Origin of the sequence: Nocardia thailandica NBRC 100428 (assembly GCF_000308795.1) — a bacterium.
Lineage (GTDB): Bacteria > Actinomycetota > Actinomycetes > Mycobacteriales > Mycobacteriaceae > Nocardia > Nocardia thailandica.
In genome coordinates, this window is the sequence record NZ_BAGK01000106.1 from 1 (window position 1) to 22,886 (window position 22,886).

General features: G+C 74.1%; 25 protein-coding genes. 12 read left to right on the forward strand and 13 right to left on the reverse strand.

The window, feature by feature from the left end:
- Window positions 1-103: 103 nt before the first annotated feature.
- Window positions 104-1,003, reverse strand: coding sequence for a class A beta-lactamase (bla, locus tag ON36_RS10520; protein WP_052313844.1), 900 nt, complete (start codon window positions 1,001-1,003; stop codon window positions 104-106).
- Window positions 1,004-1,138: 135 nt separating this feature from the next.
- Between bla and ON36_RS10525 the strand changes: the two genes are divergently transcribed.
- Both ON36_RS10525 and ON36_RS10530 read left to right on the forward strand, forming a co-directional pair.
- Entirely contained in the window at window positions 1,139-2,020 is an 882-nt protein-coding gene (locus tag ON36_RS10525; RefSeq protein ID WP_174377558.1) for a LysR family transcriptional regulator, read from the forward strand.
- Window positions 2,017-2,913 (forward strand): serine hydrolase, encoded by an 897-nt coding sequence (locus ON36_RS10530; RefSeq protein ID WP_043650803.1) that lies wholly within the window; start codon window positions 2,017-2,019, stop codon window positions 2,911-2,913. The genes ON36_RS10525 and ON36_RS10530 overlap by 4 nt, the downstream gene beginning before the upstream one ends.
- A gap of 3 nt (window positions 2,914-2,916) precedes the next feature.
- Here the strand turns inward: ON36_RS10530 and ON36_RS10535 are convergent, their stop codons facing one another.
- Window positions 2,917-4,056 (reverse strand): AI-2E family transporter, encoded by a 1,140-nt coding sequence (locus tag ON36_RS10535; RefSeq protein ID WP_245558028.1) that lies wholly within the window; start codon window positions 4,054-4,056, stop codon window positions 2,917-2,919.
- Window positions 4,057-4,179: 123 nt separating this feature from the next.
- Between ON36_RS10535 and ON36_RS10540 the strand changes: the two genes are divergently transcribed.
- Together ON36_RS10540 and ON36_RS10545 are read left to right on the forward strand one after the other, a co-directional pair.
- Window positions 4,180-4,515, forward strand: coding sequence for a hypothetical protein (locus tag ON36_RS10540; protein ID WP_052313846.1), 336 nt, complete (start codon window positions 4,180-4,182; stop codon window positions 4,513-4,515).
- A 141-nt stretch (window positions 4,516-4,656) separates the two neighbouring features.
- On the forward strand, window positions 4,657-6,510 hold the full coding sequence (locus ON36_RS10545; protein WP_043650986.1) for a protein kinase domain-containing protein: 1,854 nt from the start codon (window positions 4,657-4,659) through the stop codon (window positions 6,508-6,510).
- Window positions 6,511-6,575: 65 nt separating this feature from the next.
- Here the strand turns inward: ON36_RS10545 and ON36_RS10550 are convergent, their stop codons facing one another.
- Both ON36_RS10550 and yczE read right to left on the reverse strand, forming a co-directional pair.
- Window positions 6,576-6,956 (reverse strand): hypothetical protein, encoded by a 381-nt coding sequence (locus ON36_RS10550; protein WP_052313848.1) that lies wholly within the window; start codon window positions 6,954-6,956, stop codon window positions 6,576-6,578.
- 93 nt (window positions 6,957-7,049) lie between these two features.
- Window positions 7,050-7,673 (reverse strand): membrane protein YczE, encoded by a 624-nt coding sequence (yczE, locus tag ON36_RS10555; protein ID WP_043650804.1) that lies wholly within the window; start codon window positions 7,671-7,673, stop codon window positions 7,050-7,052.
- Between the two features lie 141 nt (window positions 7,674-7,814).
- Between yczE and ON36_RS10560 the strand changes: the two genes are divergently transcribed.
- Window positions 7,815-9,185 carry an MFS transporter gene (locus ON36_RS10560; RefSeq protein ID WP_043650807.1) on the forward strand — a complete coding sequence of 457 codons (1,371 nt, stop codon included), beginning with the start codon at window positions 7,815-7,817 and terminating at the stop codon, window positions 9,183-9,185.
- A 2-nt stretch (window positions 9,186-9,187) separates the two neighbouring features.
- Here ON36_RS10560 and ON36_RS10565 read toward each other — a convergent pair whose 3' ends face one another.
- From ON36_RS10565 to ON36_RS10595, 7 genes are all read right to left on the reverse strand, one after another.
- Window positions 9,188-9,658 (reverse strand): hypothetical protein, encoded by a 471-nt coding sequence (locus ON36_RS10565; RefSeq protein WP_157224836.1) that lies wholly within the window; start codon window positions 9,656-9,658, stop codon window positions 9,188-9,190.
- Between the two features lie 139 nt (window positions 9,659-9,797).
- Complete coding sequence (locus ON36_RS10570) at window positions 9,798-10,274, reverse strand: deaminase (protein ID WP_043650811.1); 477 nt, start codon at window positions 10,272-10,274, stop codon at window positions 9,798-9,800.
- Window positions 10,271-11,251 (reverse strand): ornithine cyclodeaminase family protein, encoded by a 981-nt coding sequence (locus ON36_RS10575; RefSeq protein ID WP_043650813.1) that lies wholly within the window; start codon window positions 11,249-11,251, stop codon window positions 10,271-10,273. The genes ON36_RS10570 and ON36_RS10575 overlap by 4 nt, the downstream gene beginning before the upstream one ends.
- A 24-nt stretch (window positions 11,252-11,275) precedes the next feature.
- Window positions 11,276-12,202, reverse strand: a complete 927-nt coding sequence (locus ON36_RS10580; protein ID WP_043650815.1) for an ABC transporter permease — start codon at window positions 12,200-12,202, stop codon at window positions 11,276-11,278.
- The gene (locus tag ON36_RS10585; protein ID WP_052313849.1) at window positions 12,202-13,290 is read right to left on the reverse strand and encodes an ABC transporter permease; all 1,089 of its coding nucleotides are present in this window, start codon (window positions 13,288-13,290) and stop codon (window positions 12,202-12,204) included. The genes ON36_RS10580 and ON36_RS10585 overlap by 1 nt, the downstream gene beginning before the upstream one ends.
- Window positions 13,287-14,882: an ABC transporter ATP-binding protein gene (locus ON36_RS10590; protein WP_043650817.1), complete on the reverse strand. Its 1,596-nt coding sequence runs from the start codon at window positions 14,880-14,882 to the stop codon at window positions 13,287-13,289. Before ON36_RS10590 ends, ON36_RS10585 begins: the two co-directional genes overlap by 4 nt.
- A 6-nt stretch (window positions 14,883-14,888) precedes the next feature.
- Window positions 14,889-15,881: a BMP family ABC transporter substrate-binding protein gene (locus ON36_RS10595; RefSeq protein ID WP_043650818.1), complete on the reverse strand. Its 993-nt coding sequence runs from the start codon at window positions 15,879-15,881 to the stop codon at window positions 14,889-14,891.
- 137 nt (window positions 15,882-16,018) lie between these two features.
- On the opposite strand from ON36_RS10595, the gene ON36_RS10600 reads away from it, so the two are divergent.
- Window positions 16,019-16,759 carry a GntR family transcriptional regulator gene (locus tag ON36_RS10600; RefSeq protein WP_085999602.1) on the forward strand — a complete coding sequence of 247 codons (741 nt, stop codon included), beginning with the start codon at window positions 16,019-16,021 and terminating at the stop codon, window positions 16,757-16,759.
- A gap of 23 nt (window positions 16,760-16,782) precedes the next feature.
- On the opposite strand, the gene ON36_RS10605 is transcribed toward ON36_RS10600, so the two are convergent.
- Entirely contained in the window at window positions 16,783-17,022 is a 240-nt protein-coding gene (locus tag ON36_RS10605; RefSeq protein WP_043650820.1) for a hypothetical protein, read from the reverse strand.
- A 224-nt stretch (window positions 17,023-17,246) separates the two neighbouring features.
- Here ON36_RS10605 and ON36_RS10610 point away from each other — a divergent pair, with 224 nt between their 5' ends.
- Both ON36_RS10610 and ON36_RS10615 read left to right on the forward strand, forming a co-directional pair.
- Window positions 17,247-17,735: an SLOG cluster 4 domain-containing protein gene (locus tag ON36_RS10610; protein ID WP_043650822.1), complete on the forward strand. Its 489-nt coding sequence runs from the start codon at window positions 17,247-17,249 to the stop codon at window positions 17,733-17,735.
- Window positions 17,736-17,850: 115 nt separating this feature from the next.
- The gene (locus tag ON36_RS10615; protein ID WP_043650823.1) at window positions 17,851-18,468 is read left to right on the forward strand and encodes a LysE family translocator; all 618 of its coding nucleotides are present in this window, start codon (window positions 17,851-17,853) and stop codon (window positions 18,466-18,468) included.
- A 188-nt stretch (window positions 18,469-18,656) separates the two neighbouring features.
- Here ON36_RS10615 and ON36_RS10620 read toward each other — a convergent pair whose 3' ends face one another.
- On the reverse strand, window positions 18,657-18,980 hold the full coding sequence (locus ON36_RS10620) for a hypothetical protein (RefSeq protein WP_157224837.1): 324 nt from the start codon (window positions 18,978-18,980) through the stop codon (window positions 18,657-18,659).
- A 282-nt stretch (window positions 18,981-19,262) separates the two neighbouring features.
- Here ON36_RS10620 and ON36_RS10625 point away from each other — a divergent pair, with 282 nt between their 5' ends.
- The 4 genes from ON36_RS10625 (at window position 19,263) to ON36_RS10640 (ending at window position 22,838) form a co-directional block, all read left to right on the forward strand.
- Entirely contained in the window at window positions 19,263-19,679 is a 417-nt protein-coding gene (locus ON36_RS10625) for a hypothetical protein (RefSeq protein ID WP_043650827.1), read from the forward strand.
- A gap of 972 nt (window positions 19,680-20,651) precedes the next feature.
- Window positions 20,652-21,539 (forward strand): hypothetical protein, encoded by an 888-nt coding sequence (locus ON36_RS10630; protein WP_245558029.1) that lies wholly within the window; start codon window positions 20,652-20,654, stop codon window positions 21,537-21,539.
- A gap of 73 nt (window positions 21,540-21,612) precedes the next feature.
- Complete coding sequence (locus tag ON36_RS10635) at window positions 21,613-22,236, forward strand: TetR/AcrR family transcriptional regulator (RefSeq protein ID WP_052313851.1); 624 nt, start codon at window positions 21,613-21,615, stop codon at window positions 22,234-22,236.
- A 38-nt stretch (window positions 22,237-22,274) separates the two neighbouring features.
- Window positions 22,275-22,838 carry a dihydrofolate reductase family protein gene (locus ON36_RS10640; protein WP_043650829.1) on the forward strand — a complete coding sequence of 188 codons (564 nt, stop codon included), beginning with the start codon at window positions 22,275-22,277 and terminating at the stop codon, window positions 22,836-22,838.
- Window positions 22,839-22,886 lie beyond the last annotated feature (48 nt).

The window sequence follows — 22,886 nt, forward strand, 5'->3', positions numbered from 1 at the left end:
GATGGCGGGCACATGGATGCACGCGCTCGCCGTCGAGTCCGGGCGGCTGGTGCCCGCCGAGCCCGGTGCGGCGGACACCCCGCGCTGGGTGCGGGCCTGACCCTCAGCGCAGCGCGGCCTCGGCCTCGCGGGCGGCGGCCGCGACCAGGGCGTTGTCCGGTTCGGCGTCGGCCTGCGGTTTCGTGGTGAGCACCGCGATCACCAGGGGCGCACGCCCGGGCGGCCAGGCCACCGCGACGTCGAGCGCCGAGCCGTAGGCCGGGGTTCCGGTCTTGTCCCCGACCCGCCAATCCGCGGGCAGCCCGGCCTTGATGCGGGCGGCGCCGGTGGTGCTGGCGAGCAGCCACGAGTTCAATTGCGCGCGTTCGGGTTCGGCCAGGGCGTCGCCGACGGCCAGGGCGCGGTAGTCCGCGGCGAGGGCGGCCGCGGTGGTGGTGTCCCGGTCGTCGCCGGGGATCGCGGTGTTGAGCTCGGTCTCCCAGCGGTCCAGCCGTGTCACCTGATCGCCCAGCGTCCGCAGGCGGGCGGTGAAACCGGCCGGGCCGCCGAGCAATTCGAGGATCTGATTGCCCGCGGTGTTGTCCGAGGCGGTGATCGCGGCGTGGCAGAGTTCGGCGACGGTCATGCCGGTGTCGACGTGCTGGGCGGTGACGGGGGAGTTGGCGACGAGCTCGTCCGCGCCGTAGGTGATCCGCTGGTCGAACCAGCCCGAGGACAGGGGGTGCTCGTCCAGCAGGGCGCCGCAGGCCAGGCCCTTGAACGTCGAGGCGATGGGGAAGCGTTCGTCGGGGCGGTAGGCGACGGTGCGGCCGCTGCCGGTGTCCACGGCGAAGACGCCGAGCCGGGCGCCGTGTTCGGTCTCGAGGCGGGCGAAACCGGGCGTGCCCGCCGCCGGGGCGGCGGTGTCGGGGGCGGCGGGCGCGGCCGGTTCGGCGCAGGCGGTCAGGGCGGCGGCCAGGACGACAACCGGGAGCAGGCGGGCGGGCAGGGGTAGTGAGGTCATCGGCACAGCAGAGCATCCGGGGCGGCGGCGGGGCCAATATGCGGGCGAGGCGTGTCCGGGTCGCATCCGCTATCGCCGCTGGCCGGATCGGGTCGCGATCGCGCGCGACCGGCCGCCGGTCGCCGCGCTGGTTGAATGGCGCGCATGGATCTGCTGCGCCATCTCCGGTTCTTCGTCGCGGTCGCCGAGGAGGGACATTTCGGGCGGGCGGCGTCGGCGCTGCACATGACCCAGCCGCCGCTGTCGCAGGGACTGCGCCGCCTCGAGCAGGACCTCGGCGTCGACCTGGTGCACCGCACGCGTCAGGGCGCGGTCCTCACCGCCGCGGGCGCGCGGCTGCTGCCCCGGGCCCGGCTGCTCGTCGACGACGCCGACCGCTTCCACGCCGAGGCGCGGCGGATCGCGGGCGCCCGCGGCGCCGTCCGCTGGGGCGCCACCACCGCGCTGCCCGACACCCTGGTCGCCGGCTGCGCGGCCGCGCTCGCCGCGAGCGAGCCCGGCACGCGGGTGACCACCCGCTCGGGCGGCACCGCCGAGCTGATCGCCGATGTCCGTGCGGGCCTGTGCGATCTGGCCGTGGTCGAGCATCCCGCGTTGCTCGAGGGGGTCACCGCGGGTCCGGTGATCGCCCTGCCGCGGCGGCTGGTCGTCCCCGCGGGACACCGCATCGCCTCCGCCGAGCAGCCCGCGTTCCGTATGCTGGCCGGGCTGACCCTGGCCACGGCGCCGCGCACCGCCAATCCGCCCGGTCACGACACCCTGATCGACCTGTTGCGGGCCCGTGGCCTCGAGGTCGACACGGTCGCCGCCCCCGACGAGCGGGCCGTGCTGGCCGCCGTCGCCGCGGGCACCAGCTTCGGCTGGAGCGCGAGCCCGCCGACCCCCGTGCCGGGCGTCGCCTGGGTGAGCATCGCGCCCCGCGAGACGGCGCTGCGGGTCCGGATCGTGGCCGGGCCCGGCGCCGAGAGCGAGGCGGCCGTGCTCGACCGGGCCCTGTTGCGCGAGCGCCTGCGATGACCGGCCTCGTCACCGAGCGCATCCGCGCGGTGTTCGCCGACGCGGGCTGCACCGGATGGCTGCACGCGCGCCGCTGCGGCGGGCCGGACGGGGAGGTCGACCTCGGCGGCCGCGAGCGGGTCGTCACGGCCTCGGTCTACAAGCTGCTGGTCTTCACCGCCTACTGCCGCCTGGTCGACCAGGGCGCGCTGGACCCGAGAGCCCGGCTCACCGTCGACCCCGCCCGCTGCACGCCGGGCCCGACCGGCCTCGCGGCCCTGCGCGACCCGGTCACCCTGAGCCTGCGCGACCTGGCCGCCTCGATGATGACCGTCTCCGACAACGCCGCCGCCGACATCCTGCTCGACCTCGTCGGACCCGCCGCCGTCGCGGCGCTGGCCGCCGAACAGGGCCTCACCGCGACCCGCGTGGTCGGCGGGATGGCCCAGGTCCACGAGAGCCTGGTCCGCGACACCGACAGTCACACCACCGCCGAGGCGTTCGCCGCGCTGGCGGGCAACGAGGAGGCGCACACCGTCTCGGCCTACGACCCGGCCTACGCCAGCGCCACCACGCCCGAGGAGATGACCCGCTTCCTGCGCGCCCTCTGGACCGGCGCGGTGCTGTCCCCGGCGGGCACCGCGACCGTGCGCGAGGTGATGGGCGCGCAGGTGTGGCCGCACCGGATCGCGGCGGGGTTCCCGTATCCGGGGGTGCGGGTGGCGGGCAAGACCGGCACCATCGGCGCCATCCGCAACGAGGTCGCGGTGGTGGAGTTCCCGGGCGAGCACCCGGTCGCGGTCGCGGTGTTCACCCGCGCCGCCCGCGCCGAACCGCAGCTGGCGGTGGTGGACGCGGCGATCGCCGAGACCGCCCGGCTCGCGGTCACCGAGTTGCGCAGGCCGAAGGACTGAGGTTCACTCCCGTTCGTCCGTGCGGCCCTTGCGCGGCGCCGTCTGGTCGATGCGCGGATCCTCGGTCACCGCATAGCGTTTCACGTACTCGGAGACGAAGGCCTGCACCGTCGCGGTGGCCGGAATGGCCAGCAGCGCGCCCACCGCGCCGAGCAGCGCGCCGCCGGCCAGCACCGCGAGCAGGGCGATGGCGGCGTTGACGTCCACGGTGCGCGCGGTGATCCGCGGTTGCAGCACATAGTCCTGGAACCACTGGTAGACCACCGCGAACAGGATGATCCACACCGCGTCGAGCGGATCGACCGTCAGCGCCACGAACACCGGCAGGATCGCGGCCAGATAGGTGCCCACCGTCGGGATGAACGAGGCGATCACGCCGAACCAGATGCCGAGGGCGATCGCGTCCGGGATGCCGAGCAGCGCCAGGAACACCCCGTGCGCGACCGCCGACACCACCGCGAGCAGCAGCCGCGAGTAGAGATAGCCGCCGGTCTTGTCGATGGCCAGATCCCAGGCGTGCAGGAAGGTCCGCTGACGCGGGGGTGGCAGCAGCGAGCACACCGTGCGCCGCACCTTCGGCCCACCCGCGGTGAGGTAGATGCTGAAGATGGCGATGGTCAGCACCTGCGCCAGCCCGCCGAGCACGGTCGTCGACACGCCCCAGGCGTTGTCGGCGGCGGTGCGCGCGTACCCCTCGAGCACGCTGGACTCCTGCAGCAGCCGCTGGTTCAGGTCGCGCAGGGTGAAGTGCTGGCCGAAGCTGCGATTGACCCAGCCGATGCCCTCGTCGAGCAGCCGGGGCGTCTCGTGCACCAGATTGGTGGCGGTCTCCACCAGCAGGGTCACCAGCGCGGCCAGGAACGCCAGCACGCACAGGAAGGTCACCAGGAACACCAGGGCCGTGGCCAGGCCGCGCGGCACCCCGCGCCGGGCCAGCGCCGCCACCGCGGGCTCCATGGCCAGGGCGACGAAGAACGCGACGAGCAGCATCGTCGCGATGCCGGTCAACCGGTCGAAGGCCCAGTCCGCCAGCAGGAACAACCCGAAGAACACCAGGGCGAGCGCCATCGCCCTCGGCAGCCACTCCGGCATCCGCGATCGCGCACCCGGCACCGGTGCGGGATCGGGGGATTCGGTGTCCACGCGTCCAGTGTGGACCGCACCCGGCACCGCGCCCGGTAGCGACGCGGCGCCGGCGTCAGACCGTCTCGGCGATCCACGGCGCACACGGAAACCCGCTGTGCCTGCGAGACCGGCGCCGACAGTGTGTTCGCCGAAGCGGTCCTGGCGGCGGGTGGCCGGCTCGAGGTGGTGCTGCCGTCACGGGACTACCGCGAGGCGAAGGTGAAGCCCGAGCACGTCGCTCAGTTCGACGCGCTGATCGCGCGGGCCGCGAAGGTGCGGGTGATGGGCTTCGACAGCGCCGGGCACGAGGCGTACGAGGCCGCCAACGCCGTGCTGGTCGGGGACGTCGATCGGATGATCGCGGTCTGGGACGGGCAGGCCGCCCGGCGCGCGGGCACCGGGACCGTGGTGGAGCTGGCGCGCGCGACCGGCGTTCCGGTGGACATCGTCTGGCCGGAGGGCGCAGCGCGCGGCTGACGGGCCGTCGAACGGCCGGTGGTGGCAGGTCGAGGTCTCGGCCGGCTGCGGGATGAAAGGTCGCGCGGGGCCGGGTAACGTGCCAGTGCGTCCCGGCCACGCGCGGTGGCCGGTAACGGCGCGGGGAACGAGGTGCTCGACATGCGGCCGCTGGGAGTCGGCGACCCGCCGGGCATCGGACCGTACCGGTTGCTCGGCGTGCTGGGCGCCGGGGGCATGGGCAAGGTGTATCTGGGCCGCAGTGCGGGCGGCCGGACGGTCGCGGTGAAGGTGGTGCGGCCCGAGCTGGCCGACGACACCGGGTTCCGGCGGCGTTTCGCGCGCGAGGTCGCCGCGGCGCGCCGTGTCGGTGGGGACCACACCGTGCCGCTGCTCGATGCCGAGACCGAGGGCGAGTTCCCCTGGCTGGCCACGGCCTACGTCGCCGGCCCGTCGCTGCGCGACGCGGTCGACGAGCACGGCCCGCTGCCCGAACCGGCGCTGCGCGTGCTCACCGCCGGGCTGGCGCGTGCCCTGGTCGCGGTCCACGCCGCCGGGGTCGTGCATCGCGACCTCAAGCCCTCGAACGTGCTGCTGACCGTGGACGGTCCGCGCGTCATCGACTTCGGTATCGCCCGCGCCACCGACGACAGCGTGCTCACCGAGACCGGCAACATCATCGGCACGCCCGGTTTCATGAGTCCCGAACAGGTCACCGGCGACGGCCCCGTCGGACCGCCAGGGGACGTGTTCGCCCTGGCGGCGGTCGTCGTCTACGCCGCGACCGGCACCGGCCCCTACGGCGACGGCCCGATGGCGGCCAAGCTGTTCCGTGTCCTGCATCAGCCCGCCGACGTCTCCGGCGTCCCGGAAGCCCTGCGCCCCTTGCTCACCGCCTGTTTCGCCGCCGATCCGGCCGCGCGTCCCGCCCCCGCGGAGATCGTGGCCGCGGTCTCGGCCCTCGGCCCCGTGGCGGCCGCCGGCTGGCTGCCGCCGTCGATCCTCGAACAGGTCAGCCGCGCGGCGGTCTCGCTGCTCGACCTCGACACCGACCCGGCGCTGAATCCGCCCCCCGGACCGACGGTGAGCGCGCGGTGGCCGGGAACCGCTGCGGGACCGGGTGTTCCGGCCGGCGCCGACGGCCGGAGCGGCGGACCGGTCGGCTGGACCACGCCGCCCGCCGGCTACCGCGGCCCGTCCGCGAGCACCGACCCGGACGGCTACCGCTCCGTGCCGGCCACCCCGCGTCCCGGTGCCGCCGGCCCGGCCTCCGGTGCGGTCGAGCGGTTTCCGTCCGCGACCGAAGCCCGGCCGCTCGGCGCCGACGCATCAGCCGGGTTGGCGCCCGCGTCCGCCAGGGAACCGGAACGATCGCACACGACAAGTCACGGCGCGCCCGGCGGGGACCCGGTTCGGCCGCAGACGACCGGCGTCGGGGCGCCCGGCGGGTGGTCGTATCCCCTTGCGGCACAGACCGATCCGGCGGCCGCCACCCCGACCCTCGTCCCCGCCGGGTCCGCGCGGGCGCGCCGGCGGCCCGTCGGCCTGATCGCCGCGGTGGTCGGCGTGCTGGTACTCACGGCCGCGATCGCGGTCGGCGGGGGAGTGTGGCTGTCCCAGCGCGGCAGCGCCGGACCCGCGATGAGCGCGCCGCCGCCGAGCGCGCCCGGCGCGGCGGGCTCGCTGCCCGACGGATACGCGGGCACCTGGACCGGCAACGGCAGCGACGGGCTGGCCACCTTCGCCATCACCGTCACCCTGCGCGCGGGCGAGGTCGGCAGCGAGGTCGGCACCTCGTCCAACACCGGGGCGCTGTCGGGCTCGACCTGCGCGCGGGCCGAGACGCTCACCGCGGTCGCCGACACGAACATCGTGCTCACCGCGCGGCTCACCGGCGGCGCGAACTGCATGGACGACGGCCAGACCTCCACCCTGTCCCTGCGCGCCGACGGCACCCTCGGCTACGTCACGCCGAGCCCGATCGGCTCGATCCGGGCGACCTTGCGCAAGAACTGATCCAGGCGACCTTGCGCAGGAACTGATCCGCGCGACCTTGCGCAGGAACTGAACCGGGCGCGGGGTCAGAACCCGCCCAGCGCCGTCGCGAGGTCGGGGGTGCCGACCGCGGTGATCGTTTTCCGGCGCAGCTCGGGGCACTGCCGGGCGGTGATGTCGTCGACCACGCCCCGGTCGCGGGCGACGTTGGCGGCGTCGTTGCCGTTGCGGGTCCACAGCGTCATGGTTCCGGTGAAGCCGATGCGGGCACTGGTCTGCCCGAGTGCCTGCCAGTCGCCCACCTGGGAGCGCATCATCCCGCAGAGGTCGTCGGCCGAGGCCGTCGTGACCGGTGGCGGGGGTGGCGGGGTCGGGGTCTCCTCGTCGGAGCCGCAGCTGGCCAGGGTCGCGGCCGTCACGGCGGCGAGTGCGGCGGCGCAGGCGGCGCGGCGGTGGGGACTGGTCATCGCGTACCTCCCGGTGGGGTCGCCGAGGTCGGGTCTCCTGCCGATTCTGCGCGCGTGCGGCGCCTTTCGCCAAGGCGTGGTGGCAAGGCGTGATCAGGCCGGTACCGGCTCGCGGCGGGGCCCGGCCGCGGCGAAACCGGGCAATCTGCCCTCGACCAGCGGGATCATCAGGCCGATGAGCGGGCCGATCCCGAAGGCGTAGACCACCGTGGCGATGCCCACACTGCCGCCGAGCAGGAAGCCGACGGCCAGCACGGTCGCCTCGATTCCGGTCCGGACCGACCACACCGGCCACCCGGTCCGGGCGACCAGTCCAGTCATCAGGCCATCGCGGGGTCCGGGGCCCATGCCCGCGCCGATGTAGAGCACGGTGGCGGCCGCGTTGGCGACCACGGCCGCCGCCATCGCCGCGACCTGGACCGGCAGCGACTGGGCGGCGGGCAGCAGGCGCAGGCCGGCGTCGACCGCGACCGCGACGACCACGACGTTGCTGACGGTGCCCAGGCCGGGGCGCTGCCGGAGCGGGATCCAGAACAGCAGGACCAGGGCGCCGGTGATCGCGGTGACCGTGCCGAAGCTCAGGTCGGTGTGCCGGGCGACGCCCTGGTGGAAGACGTCCCACGGGTCGAGCCCGAGCCCGGCCCGGATCATCACCGCCATCGACGTCCCGTACAGCCACAGGCCCGCGTAGAGGGCGAGGAGACGGCGCAACATCATCGCCCCAGCTTCCCCACAACTGGACTTCGTGGAAAGAGCCGGTCGGCCGGAACTGGACCGATCGGCGGATTACGGTTTCGTGGCGAACAGTTTGCCCGGCAAACGATCGGGAAGCCTTCGGGGGACGAACGAGGGGAACACATGTCTGTGAAAACCGAAGCGTCGGACCGCGAGGTGCCGCGCTCCGTCCTGCACCGGGCCATCGGCGCGTCCGCGATCGGCAACGCGGTCGAGTGGTTCGACTACGGCGTCTACGCCTATCTCGCCACCCACATCGCCGCGGCGCTGTTCCCGGGCGGTGACGAGGGCGCCGGGGTGATCTACACCCTGCTCGGCTTCGCCGTGTCCTTCCTGATCCGCCCGATCGGCGGCATCATCTGGGGCCCGCTCGGCGACCGGATCGGCCGCCGCCGGGTGCTGGCCACGACCATCGTGCTGATGGCGTCCTCGACGCTCGCGGTCGGCCTGATCCCCAGCTACGAGACCATCGGCATCGCCGCGCCGATCCTGCTCTACGTGTTGCGCATGGTGCAGGGGCTCTCGGCGGGTGGCGAGTACGGCGGGGCGGCGACCTTCATGGCCGAGTACGCCCCCGACCGCAGGCGCGGGTTCTACGGCAGCTTCCTCGAGGTCGGCACCATCACCGGGTTCACCCTCGGCAACGCCCTGGCGCTGCTGCTGGTCAACGTGCTCGACGATGCGACCATGCAGTCCTGGGGCTGGCGCCTGCCGTTCCTTGTCGCCGCACCGCTCGGCCTGATCGGCATGTACCTGCGCAGCCGGGTGCAGGACACCCCGGTGTTCCGCGAATGCGACGAGCAGGGCGAGACCGAGACCGCGGGCACGGTCTACCGCGACCTGCTGACCAAGTACCTGCGGCCGGTGCTGACACTGTTCGGCCTGGTCATCGCGCTCAACGTGGTCAACTACACGCTGCTGAGCTACACCCCGACCTACCTGGGCAAGACGATCGGCATGACGGAGTCGGACGCGCTGCTGGTCCCGCTGTTCGGCCAGCTCGCGATCCTGGTGCTGCTGCCGTTCTTCGGGGCGCTCTCGGACCGGGTCGGCCGCAGGCCGCTGTGGCTGTTCTCGTGTCTGGCGCTGATGGTCGCCGTGGTGCCGGTCTACCAGCTCATCGGGACCTCGCTCACCGGCGCGATCGCGGGCTTCGCCATTCTCGGTGTGCTCTACGCGCCGCAGCTGGCGACCATCTCGGCGACCTTCCCGGCCATGTTCCCGACCATCGTCCGCTTCGCCGGTGTCGCGATCGGCTACAACGTCGCGACCTCGCTGTTCGGCGGCACGGCGCCGGCGATCAACGAGAGCGTCATCCAGGCGACCGGTAACACCCTGGTGCCCGCGTTCTACATGCTGGGCGCCTGCGCGGTCGGCGTCGTCGCGGCCTGCTTCCTGGTCGAGACCAACGGGGTGTCCCTGCGCGGAACCAAGGTGCCGGGCACGCCCGCGGCGATCGCCGAACAGCGCGATCTCGGCCCCGCCCCCGCCTGAACTCAGCCGCGTGCGTGGGCCTGCCGGGCCACGCACGCAGCCAGCCCGGCCAGGAACTCGTCGTTCGGCGCCGGGTCGGTGACCGCGTCGAGCAGGGTCCGTGGCACCGCGCCGGTGGTGGCCAGCGCGACGAGTACGGATCGGCTGACCGCGCAGCCCTCCGGGGTGTCGTCGAGGGTGAACATGACCGTGGTCGTCATGCCGAGCGCGCCGAGTTCGGCCGGGAGCACGGTGCGCGCGGTGACCGCCCAGCGGTCGGGTGGGCGGTCGCTGTAGCCACGCCAGTTCAGCTCGACCGGGTGCCCCGCGACCAGCATCCGGGTGCGGCACAGCTCGCCGGCGACGGCCGCCGCGCCGACGGCGGTACACAGCGGGTGCAGCAGCCAGGTCCCGGGATCGGTGAGGGTGGCGTAGACGCGCGCGCTCCGCGCGGGAAGCATCGCCCGGGACCGTGTCTGCAACAGTCTCGTCATCGGCCCACCGTTCCCGCCGCGCCCCCCACAGGCCCCCGCTCACCCCATGTCTACCACAGCGGAATGCCTTGGCCGCGTGGGTGATCGGAACCTGTGCCGGGTCACAATCGGAACCGGTGCGCGCCGGTGGTGACCCCGGTCACCGCCGGGCGGCGTACTCCTCGAACACCGCGAGCGCGCCGGGCACCCCGACGGGGCCCGCGACCTCGATCGGCACGCCGGCCGATCCGGCCACTTCGGCGCAGGTCAGAGCGAACAGCGGCCCGTCCGGTGGCAGGATCGCGCCGAATTCGGCGGCGGACACGGCGAAGACGATGCGGGCCACGCCCGCCCACACCATCGCCGCGGCGCACATCGGGCAGGGCTCCCCGCTGGCGTAGACCGTCGACCCGGCCAGCCGCGCGATCTCGCCCGCCGCGGTCGCGGCGGCGACGGCGGCCAGTTCGGCGTGCCGGGTCGGGTCGCCGGTGGCGGCGACGGTGTTCTCGCCCTCGGCGACGACGGCACCGTCGGCGTCGACGACGACGGCGCCGAACGGGCGGTTACCCGCGTCGCCCGCCTGCCCGGCGAGTTCGACGGCACGGACGAGGTGGGTGCGGTCGGTGTCTGCGCTCATCTGCTGAGGTCCACTTCCGTTCCGAGGCCCAGTGCGCGGGCCTTGTCGATGACGAGGCGGGCCGCGGCCAGATCCTGCAGGCCGATGCCCACCGAGTTGTACAGCGTGATGTCGTGCGGGGTGGTGCGTCCGGGCGCCCGCCCGGTGAGCACGTCGCCGAGTTCGACCCGCACGTCGCCGGTGGTGATGGCGCCCTCGGCGACGGCGAGGAGCGTGTCGCCGGATTCGGCCAGGGTAGTCGCCACCGAGTCGACGACGACACGCGCGCGCCGCATGGCCTCGCCGTCGACCTCGCGGTGGTCCGCGCGCGGGGGCGCCCCGACCGCGTTGACGTGCAGCCCGGGCGCGAACCAGGCCCCGTGCACGATCGGCGCGCGCGAGGGTGTCAGCGTGCACAGCACCTCGGCGCCCCGGGTGACCTCCTCCGGCGACCCCGCCTCGCGCACGGTCATCCCCAGCTCGGCCACGGCGGCGCGGTAGCGGTCGAGGGTGGTCGCCGTGCGCGACCAGACCAGGACGCGGTCCAGGCCCGTCACCGCGGCCAGCGCCCGGGTGTGTTCGACGGCGAGGGCGCCCGCGCCGACGAGCCCGAGGACCCGGCTGTCGGCGCGGGCCAGGTGCCGGGTGGCCACCGCGCTGGCTGCCGCGGTGCGGACCGCGGTGATGAGGCGGCCGTCCAGCAGCGCCTCGCATCCGCCGTCCTCGGCCGAGCCGACCAGGATCGCCGAGCGCTGCACGGGCAGGCCGTGCTCGTGGTTGGCGGGCCGGTCGGCGAGGAGCTTGACCGCCGCGGCGCGCGCGGACTCGGCGGCGGCCACCATCGGGACGAAGGCGGCGGCGCCCGCGCGGACCGCCGGGGGCGCGGGCACGGCCGCCGCGCCGTCGGCCAGTTCGGCGTGGGCGCGGGCCACCGCCTCGTACACCTCGCCGCGGTCGAGCACGGCGCGGATGTCGGAGTGGGACAGGATCAGGGTCATGTGGCTCCTTGTCGGGGGCGGCGCTCAGGCCGCGCGGTGGAAGGCCACCGTGAGGTCGCGGGGCGCGCGGCTGCGGCCGACGAGCCCGCTGACCGCGACGATCGCGAGGAGATAGGGCAGCATCACCAGCAGCGCGAACGGCACGGTGACGCCGAGGGCGGGCAGCGCGAACTGCAGCGCCTGGGCCAGCCCGAAGAACACCGAGGCCCACAGCACGCCGAGGGCGCGCCAGCGGCCCGCGATGACCGCGACCACCGCGAGATAGCCGATGCCTCCGGTCATGTTGTCGCTGAACGCGTGGACCTCCGAGAGCGCGAGCTGCGCGCCGCCCAGCCCCGCCGCGCCCGCGGCCACGAGGACCCCTGTGTAGCGGGCGGCGCGGACGGGCAGCCCGGTTCGGTCGGCGGCCACGGCGTCCTCGCCGACGGCGTCGAGCACGAGCCCGGCCTTGGTGCGGCGCGAGCAGGCGAGACCGAGCACCGCCACCACGGCCAGGCACAGGTAACCCAGCGGCGTCTGCGCGAACAGCGCGGGCCCCAGCACCGGGACGCGGTGCAGCAGCGGCACGTCCCAGGTGGCGAAGCCGGGCACGGCGTGGCCCCGGCCGTCGGCCAGCAGCAGGCGGGCGCCGTAGGTGGTGGCGCCCAGCGCCAGCGCGTTGCTCGCGATGCCGACGACGATCTGGTCCGCGCGCAGGGCGATGCTCCAGATCGATTGCAGCGCACCGAAGACCAGCGCGGCCAGCACGGCGGCCACGGTGCCGAGGACCGGGGAGCCGGTGCTCACCGCGCCGAGCACGCCGGCGAAGGCGCCGGTGAGCATCATGGCCTCGAGGCTCAGGTTGAGCACGCCCGCCCGCTCGGAGACCAGCTCACCGCTCGCGGCGACCAGGATCGGCACGGTGAACCCGATGCCGCTGGCGGTGATGTCGGTGACATTGTCGAGGTTCATCACGCGGCTCCCGCGGGGACGGATTCGGGGCCGGCCGGAGCCGGCGGGGGCGGGGCGGGTTTCGGGGCGCGCGGGCGGGTCGTCCAGAACGCGGCGCCGGCGATGAGGACGATGAGCAGCGACTCCACCACCGACACCGTCGAGGCGGGCACGCCCGCGGCCAGCTGGAGGTTGATGCCGCCGGAGACGAGGAATCCCAGCAGCAGCGACACGGCCGCGACCGCGGTCATCGACCCGCGCGCGAGCAGCCCGACCACCAGCCCGGAGAAGCCGAATCCGGAGGAGAAGCCCTCCGCCAGCACGAACGGCGCGGTGCCGACCAGCAACCCGCCCGCGAGCCCGGACAGCGCCCCGGCGGCCGACAGGCTCAGGAAACGCAGCCGGTCCACCGGCAGCCCGAGCCGGGCGGCGGCGTCGGCGTTGCGGCCCACCGCGTCGAGGCGGACCCCGGTGACGCTGCGCCGCAACAGGATCGCCACCGCGACGGCGACACCGAGGGCCAGCCACACCGCGACGGTGGCCGGTGAGCGTTCGAGCCCGAGCAGCGGCAGGCGCGCGGCGGGCGTCAGCGGCGCGGACTGCGGCAGGGTCTCCGAGGAGGTGACCGGCTGGCGCAGCAGCGCGGGCTCGTGCACCACCAGCAGCACCAGGGCCGCGCCGACGAAGTTCAGCAGCAGCGTGGTGATGATCTCGCTCGTGCCGCGGCGCACCCGCAGCCAGGCCGCGATGCCCGCCCAGGCTCCGCCCGCCGCGGCGGCCGCGGCGAGGACCGCGGGCAGGGTGACGGCCGCGGGCGCGCCGGTGAGCGTGGTGCCGACCGCGGTGGCGGCGATGCCGCCCGCGCAGATCTGGCCCTCGCCACCGACATTGACCAGTCCCGCGCGGTGCGCGATGGTGAACCCCGCCGCGACGAGCATGAGGGTGGCCGCGACGTTGAGCGAGGCGCCGACGGCGTAGTTCGTGCCGACCATGCCGTCCCACAGGGCGGTCACGGCGTCGGCCGGTGCCGCGCCCGCCAGCGCGGCCAGGATCAGCCCGATCGTCCCGGCGGTCAGCAGGGCCGCGAGGGCGGTGAGGAAGGCTCTCATGCCGCCACCCCCGTCATCAGCGCGCCGATCCGGTCGGCGGCGCCGGCGTCGGCGGTGGTCACCGGTCCGCGCAGGGTGCCGCGGTAGGCGACGAGGACGCGGTCGCACAGCGCCAGCAGTTCGGGCACCTCGCTGGAGACCACGAGCACCGCGCGGCCCTCGCGCGCGGCGGCCCGCAGGCGGGTGAGCACGAAATCGACGGCACCGATGTCGAGTCCGCGCGTCGGCTGCGCGGCGACCAGGCAGCGCAGCCCGGGCACCGAGAGCTCGCGGGCCAGCACCACCTTCTGCTGGTTGCCGCCCGAGAGCGATCCCATCGGCGCCCACGGGCCCGCGGCGCGCACGTCGAAGCGCTCCAGTTCGGCCCGCGCGGCGCGCCCGAGCGCGGCGCGGTCGAGCAGGCCGAAGCGGCGGAACCGGGCGAGATCGCCGAGGAACAGGTTCTCCGCCACCGACATCCCGGCCACCATGCCGTCGCGGTGCCGGTCCTCGGGGACCACGCCGAGCCCCAGCGCGGTGCGCGCCGCCGGGGTGGCGGTGGTGATGTCGGCGCCCGCGAGGCGCACCGTGCCGCCCTCGGGCCGGGCGCCGCCGGCGAGCAGGGTCACCAGCTCGCTCTGCCCGTTCCCCTCGACGCCGGCGATCCCGACGATCTCGCCCGCGAACACCCGCAGGTCCGCCGCGTCCAGGGCGACGGCGCCGTCGGGCCGGGTGGCCCGGAGCCCCGTGACGTCCAGGATCGGGACCCGGTCGCCGCTCTGGGCGGACGTGGCCGCCGGGTGGCCCGGTGCCGCATCCGATCCGGCATCGGACCCGGTGGGGGTCGCCACCTCGTCCAGTCCCAGCGTGGCGGCCACGCCCGGGGCGAGCAGGTCGACCCCGCGCCCCACCATGGCGGTGAGCAACGCGGGCACGCCGGTGCTCGACAGCGGCCCGCCGCCGGACACCGTCCCGTGCCGCAGCACGGTCGCCGCGTCGGCGACCCGGGCCACCTCGGCGAGCTTGTGGGTGACCAGCACGACCGCCTTGCCGTGGTCGGCCAGCAGGCGGCAGGTGGCGATCAGGGCATCGATCTCGGCGGGATCGAGCACGCCGGTCGGCTCGTCGAGCAGGATCAGGGAGGGATCCCCGAGCAGCGCCTTGACGATCTCGACCTTCTGCCGGGCGCCCACGGGCATCGCGGCGACCGTCCGGTCGGGTTCGATCCGCAGGCCGTAGCGGTCGGCGATCTCGGCGACACGGGCGCGCAACTCCGTGCGCCGCAGGCGGATTCCCGGCCGCGCCAGCAGCAGGTTCTCCTCGGCGGTCATGGTGGTCACCAGGCTGAAGTGCTGATGGACCATCGCCACCCCGGCGGCCATGGCCGCGGCGGGGGAGCCGGGACGGTAGGGCGCGCCGGCCAGCCGCATGCTCCCGGCGCTCGGGGGCATCCCGCCGAACACCAGGTTGCACAGCGTGGACTTGCCCGCGCCGTTCTCGCCCAGGACGCAGTGCACGGTGCCGGGGTCGACGCGCAGGTCGACATCACGCAGCGCGACGACCTCGCCGAACCGCTTCCCCAGCCCGCTCGTTTCCAGTGCGGGGGTAGGCATCGCGACTCAGTAGGGCGCGACGGTGCCGGCGGCCAGGGCGGACTTCGCCCTGGACAGCGCGTCGGCGACGGCGGGATCCCGGCTGCACAGCACGAAGTCGGTGCCGTGGTTGGGCGAGGTCAGCCCGAACCGCACCGCGGCGGCCTGCCAGGTCCCGTCCAGTGCCGCGCGCACGGCGTATTCGACCTCGGCGCCGATGTCGGTGTGCACGTAACCGGCGTAGGCGGGGTCCGCGCAGTCGCCGGGGATCGGCCCGCCGACCATGGCGCCGCCGGCCTGGGTGGCGGCCTGCTGCATGCCCGCCTTGCCGAGATTGACGATCTGGCCGAGCACCCCGGCGCCGGCGCCGTAGTCGGCCAGCGCGGCCTGCTTGGCCTTGGCCGGGTCGTTGAAGTCGCCCAGATACTGGGGCGTCAGCACGGTGACGTCCGGTTTCGCGAAGCGGGCCCCGTTGCCGAATGCCTTGGCGGCGTTGACGATCGCGGGCAGTTCGACCCCGCCGACGAAGGCGACCGCCTTGCCGCCCGCGGCCGACGCGGCGACCGCGCCGCTGAGGAATTCCGCCTCGGCCTGCTGCGGGTCGTAGTAGGCGAGGTTGGCCAGCGGCACCGCGTCGGCAGGGCCGCCGATCTCGACGAACTTCACGTGCGGGAACTGCGGGGCGACCGTGCGCACGTCGGCGTCGGTCTGGCCGCCGAGGGAGATGACCAGGTCGTTGGTGGAGGCGAAGCGGACCAGTGCCTGCTGGTAGTCGGCCGCCGCGACCTGCTCGACCTTGCTGAGTTCCACCTTGTCGCCGAGGGTCTGGGCCACCCGCTGGTAGCCGAGGTAGCCCGACTGCATGAACCCGGTGTCCGACAGCGATCCCGGGAAGAACACGCCGACCCTGAGCGCGCCGCCGCCCGGGCCGCTGTCGGAGGATCCGCAACCGGCCAGCAGGGCGGTGGCGGCGATGACGCTGGTGCCGACGGCGGCGACGCGCCGGAGGGTGATGTTCACGGTTGCTCCTCGATCCCACGAACCGCATTTAGCGGTATACCGTTAAGGGAAGAGCGTGCGGGCAGGCTGTGACGGCGGGATTACCGATTCGTAAGAAACGTGATCGATCAGACGTCGCTACCGTGGAGGGTCATCGCATGCTGGAGAGGGGAAGCGTGAACGCCGAGACCGACCTGCCCAGGCAGTCCCTGCGCGACCGGGCGTGCGCCGAATTGCGGGAGCGCATCGTGGGACTCGACCTGTTGCCCGGCCGGCGCCTCGTCGAGCGCGATCTGGCCGCGGAACTGGAGATCTCGCGCATCCCGCTGCGCGAGGCGCTGCAACTGCTCGCCGCCGAAGGACTGGTGGTGATCGTCCCGCGTCAGGGCGCGATCGTGGCACCGTTCACCACCGCCGACGTCCGCGACCTGTTCGACGTCCGCGAAAGCCTCGAGGTGCTGGCGGCCCGCCTGGCCGCCGAACGCGCGGGCCCCGCCGAACTCGCCGCCCTGCGCGCGCAACTGGACGCCGCCCGCGCCGCCACCGCCCGCCGCGATCAGGCCGCGATCGCCGCCGCCAACGCCGGCTTCCACGCCGTCATCGTCGACATCTGCGGCAACCCGCTGCTGCAATCGATGCTGCGCCCGCTGGAATCCCGTGTCCGCTGGCTCTTCCACCTGACCAAGGAACGCGACCCCGGCGAGCAGTGCGCCGAACACGAGGACCTCTACGCCGCCATCGCCGCGGGCGACGCCGACGCGGCCGCCCACATCGCCTTCCACCACGTGGCGTCGGGCCGCGAGCCGAGCCTGGCACTGGCCCAGCACTGGTCGCTGCCCGAGACCGACCCCGTCACCGCCACCCGCACCCGCCGCCGAGGCACCCGCGCGCGCGAGTGAAGGGGAGTCCGGTGCGGCTCCGGCTAGGCGGCATCGTGGCGGCGCTCGTCGTCGACGACGGCGCGGACCTCGGCGATGAGCCGGGTGATCAGCGGCTGGGGTGCGTGGTCGGCCCAGACGACGGCCAGGTCGAAGGGTTCGCCGTCGGTGAGCGGGACCCAGCGCAGGTCGCCGACGGGCATCGCGGCGCCGAGCGGCCGGGGCGCGATCCAGACACCGCGGTTACGGCCGACCTCGAGCAGGCAGTCCTCGACGGTGGGCACGACCGGGCCACTACGGCCGCGCGACCATCGGCCTCGGTTCGACCGACCAGGACCCTCACCGTCGAAGCGGTGACAGGCCGACCCCTCGGACCTCTCGCCGATGGGCGGTGGCCCACGCGGACGAGTTCCGCTGACCCCGGCGTGTCACGCGAGGCCCTCGGGAGTCGCACGGCGCAGTAGCCTGATCACCACCTGCACGGTCCGACGTCGAAGGAGTCGCACGAGTGGTAGCCACGCAGGTCGCGGTCTGCGGACCCCGCCACGGCACCGAGCTCGACACGGCCAACGCCCATGCGATCGGGCGACTGCTCGCCGAGGCCGGCGCCACGGTGCTCTGCGGCGGCGGCACGGGGGTCATGGCCGCGGTCACCGAGGGGGCGTCCGCCTCCGGCGGGCTGGTGATCGGCGTGCGTCCCGATACCGACCGCGCCGGCGTCTGTGACGGGCTGTCCGCGGTGCTGTACACCAACATGGGCGAAGCCCGGAACGCCGTCCTCGTCTCCTCCGCCGACGTGGTCATCGTGGTCGGCGGGTCCTGGGGAACCCTCTCCGAACTGGCTCTCGCCAACCACCGTGGCGTGCCGGTGGTTTCGATCGGCGGCTGGCGAGTCACCACCGCCGACGGCGCCGCGATCACGGACTCGGTACGCACCCGCACCCCGCGCGAGGCCGTCGACACCGCCCTCGCGCTCGCCGCCGGGCGAGCCGGATGATCCTGGGCCGACCCGCGCCACCGCGGCATCATCCGGTCCGTGCCCCCCCGGACCCGTCGTCGTGGTGGCGCGTGATCGGGTTCGTGGCGGCTCGGATCCGGTTACCCTGCGGGAGATGAGCATCGAGTTCGCCCTCACCGCGCTGGTCATCGTCGCCACGCCGGGCACCGGGGTCCTGTTCACCCTCGCCGCCGGCCTCGCCCGGGGAGCACGCGCGGGTCTCGTCGCGTCCTTCGGCTGCACGCTGGGCATCGTGCCGCACGTGCTCGCCGCGGTCACCGGACTCGCCGCCCTGCTGAACACGAGCGCGGTCGCCTTCCAGACGTTGAAGTACCTCGGCGTCGCCTACCTGCTGTACATGGCGTGGAACACCTTCCGCGACAAGGGCACGCTGACGATCCCGGACGACCGCGCGACCGCCGCCCCCTCGGCGCGCAGGGTGATCACCTCGGCGATTCTGCTCAACGTGCTCAATCCGAAGCTGACGATCTTCTTCTTCGCGTTCCTGCCGCAGTTCGTCCCGGCGGGTGCCCCGGACGCCGTGGCGCGGATGCTCGAGCTGAGCGGGGTCTTCATGGCGGCGACGTTCGTCGTGTTCGCCGGCTACGGTGCCGCCGCGGCGGCGGTACGCGCGCACCTGCTGGCCCGGCCGGTGGTGGCGGCGTGGATGCGGCGGGTGTTCGGCGCGTCGTTCCTGGCCCTCGCCGGGCGGCTGGCGGTCCAGGATCGCTGACCGATCTGCGGTGCCGCCGCGCGTGGACGTCTGCTCAGGGAAGCCGGGTGTCGCGACGCGTGGCGACGTCGCGGGGTCACGGACGGGGCAAGGGCAGGGGAGTGTGGAGTCCGGCCGATGCCGGTATCGAGGCTACGCGGGTTCGTGCGGGACGGTCGCCGCAGGTATCGGTGGGAGTCCGGCGCGCGTCACGCGCCGCGCGGAGCCCGGGGCCGGGTCAGTTCGCCGGTGCGCCGACGCCATCCGGCGCCGGCCAGGGCCGCCGAGCCGAGGAGGCAGATCGTGACCGCGCCGCCCGTCAGCGCGAGCGGCACCGTGCTCGCGGCCTGTTCCGCCGCGCCCGCGCGATGCATGAGCACCGCGGCCAGCAGCGGGCCCGCCAGACCGAAGCCGGCCGCTGCCAGCAGGATAGCGCCGGTGAGCAGCCGTACCGCGGGCAGCGGCCGCCGCTCGTTCCCGCGCGCCTCCGCGCTGTTCGACAGCCGATCCCGCGTACTCACGATCGAAGCCACGGCCTCTCCTTTCGTCCGGCACGGAAAACGCGTCGAAATCGTTGAACCCTATGAGTTCTGAGTAACCAGTCGACGGCGCCGCAATCAGGCCCGGCGTCCGCCCGCCCGCGCGGCGGCGCCGGGATCCTCCGGAGCGTGGGGCGCGGGCACCCTGTTTATCTCGGGTCTGCCGGGTACTACCTCCCCCGATGCCAGGGCAGGCTCGCCTGCGCGTGACCCCGGAGACGAGGGCGCGGAGGCCGAGCCGGCAGGCAGACCGTACGGCGAGAAGAGGAGCAGGCGATGAGCACACCCGAGGACTCCACGACCGCGAACGCAGGCCGTGCCCGCAACGGCGAGCGCCCGGACACGTCCGGCGCGGCCGAGGCGGCCGCACGCACGAAGAAGGCCGTGCAGGCCGGGACCGACACCGCGAAGCAGCAGCTGCACAACGCCAAGGACGAGGCGGTCCATGCCGCGGAGGTGGCCAAGGAGAAGGCCGACGACGCGCAGGTCGCCGCCCGGGTGAAGGCGAGCGAGGTGGCCGACCAGGCGCGCCGGGTCGCGGATCAGCTCGCCTCCTCGGTGCCCGATCCGGTCGCCGAGCGCAGCAAGCAGCTGACCTCGGCGGCCGCCCGGGGCCCGCTGGTGCCTGCTCTCGCCGCGGGTGCGGTTGCGGCGGTGGTGATCTGGTTGATCGTCCGGCAGCGCCGGGGATGAATCGTGAACCGTGGGCGCGGAGGCGAGTCGGTCGCGCCGCCGCGACGGCGGTGACCGGGACGCCGTTCGCGGCGGTACCCGCCGCCCGGAGACCACAGGTGCAGGCGGCCGGGTGCCGGCCGATCGCGCGCAGTCAGGTCGGCGGTCCGGCGACGGCCGAATAGGCGACACCGCGGCCGCCCGCCGCGGCGCCGAAGCGGTCGAGCGCGGCGACGGCCTCCCGGAAACGACAGGCCCTGGCCCATCAAGCAGAAGATGACGCCCACGATCATGTGCGCGCCCTACTGCTGGTGGCCGGGGCCGTCGTCATGATCGGCCCGCCCGCCAGGGCGAGGCCGCGCCCAGTCGTCGTCGGCCGCCGCGCCCAGTCGTCGTCGGCCGCCGCGCCCAGTCGTCGTCGGCTTGCCGGGTGCCGAGGAGAGCGGCGCGCCTGCGGGATGAACCCGGCACTGCTGCCGAGAAGCGCTGTGCCGCAGAATGATTCGCCGAACTAGCCGCGCGGGAGGAGATCGGCGACGGTGTCGACGGGCAACCGGCGAATTCGCCGGGAACATGAGGCCGCCGAAGTGCTCGGGGGAGAGCGCCCCAGGGGTGGCCGCGGGGCGCTCGGCACCTGCCCGCTCGAGCGGCGTGTCAGCGACAACACGGTCGTCCGCGTCGGGAAGGGCGCACGGACCAGTGCCCGTTCCGAGAGTCGCGAGCGGGAACGCGCCCGTGCCAGAGTGTCCCCGCTGAGCTGCCACTTCGCGAGAACGGGCTGACCTCGCCGCGATGCCTGGTCGGGTCCGTCGTCGCACGACCCTCGGGTTGGCCGCGTGAAGGTTTTCGGTCGAGGCATTTGGTCATGCGCAACCCATTGACAGCATGATCCGGCTAACCCATGCTGTCTTAACGCTGGAAAAACTTGCGTTAAGTCGGCTAGTCGGCGCGACGGTCGATCGCGCGCAGCCCATGCCCGAGAGGAAGTGGTCGATGCTGACCAGGAGAAGCTTCATGATCCGTGCCGCAGGCGCGACGGCCGCGGCGACCGTTGCCGCGGCCGGGTTGCGCGCCGGGACCGCGGCCGCGTCACCGGCGGACACGGCCGCGGTCGGCGGTCTGCGCACCGTCATCGACGGGTCGGCCGTCGACCAGGCGCGGGTCGTGGAGTGGGAGCGGCGGAGGCTCTCGGTGGCGGCCGCGCGCCTGCGCGAGGACTACGCCGGGGTACTCGTCGGCGAACTCGACTCGCTGCTCGCCCGCCTGGCGGTCACCGTCGACGACATCCCGGCCGCGCGCTCGGCGCTGGCCCGGGCCCGGGTCCTGATCGGCCCGGACGGGCTGCGCGAGCTGCTGGCAGGCGAACTCGTCGCCTCGGCGGCCGCCGCCCGCGCCGGCGTCGCCGCCTCGGGCGGGCGCTGGCAGTACGCGATCACCGAGATCGCCAGCGACCGGGGCACCGCCCAGGGCTTCCTCGACTGGTTCGACCGCGCCCGCGTCACCGACGACCGCGCGGTGTGGACCGACGCGTGCCCCGACCACTACGTCATCGCCACGCTCCCGGACGGACGGCAGGAGGTCGTCGAGGTGACCGGCGGCGCCGTGCTGGCCAGCCAGTTCTTCGTCGACTACGCCGACAGGGCCGGGGTGATGGTGCCCGCCGATCCGGCCTACCCGCTCACGGTCGCCGGCGTGGCGTCCCTGTCCGACGGGTTCGTGATCGGCGGGGTGCGCCACCAGTTCCGTGACGAGCCGGGCGGCGGATTCCGTGCCCGGCTCCAGGTCGCCTTCCCCGCGGCGCTGCCCGAGTTCTCCATCGCCGAGCACCGTTGGCACCTGGCCTGCGAATTCGGCAACTGGATCTCGGCCTACCTGCGCTGACCCACCGCGCGTTTCCGCGCGCCACGGCCCGAGTGCTGGGCAGGCGGCCACCCGGTCGAGTAGAACTTGGACCATGGAGCAGGGCCGCGAGACCGACGACGGGACGCCACCGCCCCCGGGCCCGCGCAAGCGGACCGGGGGACGCTCGGCGCGGGTGCGCGCGGCGGTACTGGCCGCGACCCTGGACCAGGTCATCGAACACGGCATCGAGGGATTGACCGTCGGCGACGTCGCCGCCCGCGCCGGGGTCGCCGAGACCACGATCTACCGCCGGTGGGGCACCCGCACCGCCCTGATCGCCGACGCGGTCACCGAACTGGCCGCGGCGGGCAACCCCCTGCCCGACACCGGCGCCCTGCGCACCGACCTACGGGTCCTGGCCGAGCAGGTGTCGCACCTGATCGAGCAGCCCGGCATCGCCCGCCTGGTCGGCACCACGATCGCGCTGTCGGCCGACCCCGAGGTCGACGCCGCGCGGCGCCGGTTCTGGACCGACCGGTTCGACCTGAGTTCGCCGGTGATCACCAGGGCCGTCGAACGCGGCGAACTCCCCGCGGGCACCGATCCGCGATCGGTCCTCGAAACCCTCTCCGCACCACTGTATTTCCGGGTCCTGGTCGGCATGGAAGCGATCGACGACGCCTTCATCACCCGCTGTATCGACGACACGCTCACCCTGCACGGCCGCACGAACTGACACCGGCTCGCCGTGCGACGACAGAAAGGCCCGGCTCGATGCGGACACTGATCTACGGCATGAACCTGTCCCTCGACGGCTACATCGCCGACCCGGGCGGCGACATCGACTGGAGCGAACCGAGCGACGAACTGTTCCAGTGGTGGCTCGACCGCGAGCGGGCGGTCGGGCTGTTCCTCTACGGCCGCGGACTGTGGGAGACCATGAGTTCCTACTGGCCCACCGGCGACCAGCAGCCCGGCGCCACCCCGGCGCAGATCGAATTCGCGCGGAACTGGCGGGACACGCCGAAGGTGGTGTTCTCCTCGACGATCGAGCGGGTCGACGGGAACGCCCGGCTGTTCGCCGGGGACGCGGTCGCCGAGATCGCCCGGCTCCGGGCCGGGGACGGCGAGCCCCTGCGGGTCGGCGGCGCGCGGCTCGGGCACGCGGCCCTGCGCGCCGGGCTGGTCGACGAGCTCGAGATCGTGACCCATCCGGTGCTGGTCGGCGGCGGCGCGCCGTTCTTCACCACGCTCGACGGCTGGGTGAACCTCGACCTGGTGGAGACGCGCACCTTCCCCGGCGGTGTGGTGCTGAGCCGATACCTGACGAGGCGGTGAGCCCGGTCGGGCCGCGCCGCCGCGACATCCGGCGACACCGGCGCGCGA